Annotated in this window: 3 protein-coding genes; all 3 read right to left on the bottom strand. The window is 37.5% G+C overall.

Annotation, left to right across the window (positions count from 1 at the left end; translation table 11 throughout):
• Positions 1 to 248: 248 nt before the first annotated feature.
• Positions 249 to 962, bottom strand: coding sequence for a pentapeptide repeat-containing protein (locus CHH75_RS24390; RefSeq protein ID WP_095268198.1), 714 nt, complete (start codon positions 960 to 962; stop codon positions 249 to 251).
• A gap of 17 nt (positions 963 to 979) precedes the next feature.
• Positions 980 to 1,762 (bottom strand): hypothetical protein, encoded by a 783-nt coding sequence (locus CHH75_RS24385; protein WP_095268197.1) that lies wholly within the window; start codon positions 1,760 to 1,762, stop codon positions 980 to 982.
• 22 nt (positions 1,763 to 1,784) lie between these two features.
• Positions 1,785 to 2,449: ADP-ribosyltransferase (locus CHH75_RS24380; RefSeq protein WP_244908328.1), on the bottom strand; the 665-nt coding region annotated here is incomplete at its 5' end.

Here is a 2,449-nt window from a genome sequence, read left to right as displayed (position 1 = left end):
GCAGCACCTTGCTCCAGAAGCCCTTCTTCTCTTCTGGCGGCGGCTCTAGATCCTCTATGGATACTGACGCTTATAAGTTGTCTCTCTGATGTCTCTGCAAATTTCACCATAAAAAAGCTCATTCCCCTCATAAGATCACAAGGTAGAATAAGCTTTTAAAATTTGGATTAGGTAAAATGAATGACCCTCTTCAAGCTGTCATGGTCTCTATTCCTCAGGCATTTACTAGTATGTTCCGGTTATCATTACTACAACCCTTTAAGGACGATTTCTCTTGCAGAATCATCGAATTTCGCACCCTCTACTATTGCTCCTTTCCAAATCACATTAGCAATATTTGTATTTGAAAAATCAGCCCCTGTAAAATCTCCATATGAAAGATTCGCCCCTGTAAGATTCCCTCCAGCAAAGTTTGCATTTTTAGCTTCAACCTTTGTTAAAATAGCCTGAATAAAATCAGACTTCTCAAAATCACCATCTGACAGAGTAGCACTAGTCAGATCAGATTGATCGAAGTTAACCTTCTGGGCTCGAATACCCTTTAGGATGGATCGACGAAATGTAGCTTTTAACATAGTAGTGCCTGAGAGGTTTCCATAAGAAAGATCAACATCATCAAAACACGTTTCAATACATGTACTTATTTTAATTTCTGCATGCTTCATTTGAGATTTACTAAAGTTTGCCTCACTTAGAACACAGTCAGCGATATCAGCACCTTCAAAGTTACAGCTCTCAAAATTAGCAGCAATAAATTCACAATCACGTAGGGATACTCCTATAAGCGAAGAACCTCTAAAATTAATTTCATTTGCATATATACGATCTCCAGCAACTTGAGATAAATCAGAAAAGGATAAATCAATATAATCCAACTCTAAGCCATTAATTATCTCATTTTCGTTTCTTGAATGATCAATGATTTGCATTACTCTATGACGTTCGTTGCTGTGTCCACTCATAATCTCACCTCTGTTGGTCAGCTTTTATTTAAATATTCTTTCCAGGCAGTATTCGGTGAAAATGAAACTCCCATTTTATCTTCATCAAAACTAGGAATAGCTAGTACTTGAGACGTTTGTAAATATTTCATTATCGATAACCAACTTTCTAACAAAGTGTCGTTATCCGATGTGAGAAAGGAAGGAAGTACATCAATACGTATTCCCCCCCAGTCTGGTTCTGTAACCTCTCCAGGGCAATCAAGCAAAAACTCCTTTCCAAACATTTCGAGGAGATGCCCACTGAAGTACGTTCTAGCTCCTATACCGAGCGGGCCATTTGGAAAAAAACGAACCGGTACGGGATAAGCACAAACATCCATCCAAACTTGCATACGCTCTCTTTCGTTATTCCACGGGTATGTTGAAGGCCAAAAAATATGAGCTACACCATAAATCGGCTTTACCAATTGAGCAATTTTATCAGAAAAATCATAAAAGCTCGCTAATAATTTAGGTGAAATAGGTTTATGAAAATCAATTTTCAAAAAAGATCTTTGACTCCACTTAATATCAAACACTCCACTATATTTTGCGGCTTTATCTCGATAAAGATACAGTTCAGAAATCTTGTCTTTTGCAATTACTTTTTCTATTATTTCATTACGATTATATTCTACCTTAACGCCATCACTATTTCCCCAGTAGGTAGGAATCATTTTTTCATTCGCCTCAAAAATTTCCAACAAATTTCTAATCTTATCTTCTATATCCAAAGACACTGTTGGAAACATAGAAATTGATAGTAAATCAGGTTTCATTGCAGGCCCTCCCAAATTGTACTCACAGTTTCTTCCATCTACCTCCCCCAGGAAGGCGAGGATTTGTCTCCCACACGTGAGTAATTACATTTTTTAATGGATCCGTATAGTAAACTTTACTTTTTTCTCCTAGTGGAGCACTTGGTCTAGGACTTGGTGGAACGTCAGCTAAGCTAGGTTTATCACTTGATAACGTCACTACATGTAAACCATTCACTTTATCTTCAAGCATTTCCCTCTGTGCACGCATTTGACTATCATTATGGATGACTTGTTGACCTTCACCAGTTTTATGTTTATGGTCATGGACTAAATTAATTTCACCATTAGTGCTACGCCCTATGCTATCTGGTCGTGTGACATGTCCTTCGCTAGATGTGTGGGTTCTAATTTCTCCTGTATTATTGTTATCTAATTTTTGCCCAAGATGTTGTTCCAAAGCTTTCCTTCCACTTTCTTCTTCTACCCTACCACGCTGTCTATTATTTTCCATCCGTATTCGATCTGAATCCCATTCTTCTCTAGGTTTTATTTCTTTGTCAAGATTTTTCTGTTTCTCAATATATCGTTCATATCTTGCATTATTTGCTGCTTCTATATCACCACGTGCTTCTGCATCATTAATTTTTGTTCTGTAGTATTTATCTTGCTCAGTGGTCAGACCACTCTTGTTTAGGTTTACACCCC

It is taken from the genome of Paenibacillus sp. 7541 (genome assembly GCF_002276395.1).
Taxonomy (GTDB): domain Bacteria; phylum Bacillota; class Bacilli; order Paenibacillales; family Paenibacillaceae; genus Paenibacillus_AQ; species Paenibacillus_AQ campinasensis.
This window is presented reverse-complemented; position numbering and strand designations above follow the sequence as displayed.

Bases quoted from the DNA above. Each gene is read 5' to 3' on its own strand.
- CHH75_RS24390 (WP_095268198.1), bottom strand. From the start codon at position 962: ATGAGTGGACACAGCAACGAACGTCATAGAGTAATGCAAATCATTGAT.
- CHH75_RS24385 (WP_095268197.1), bottom strand. From the start codon at position 1,762: ATGAAACCTGATTTACTATCAATTTCTATGTTTCCAACAGTGTCTTTG.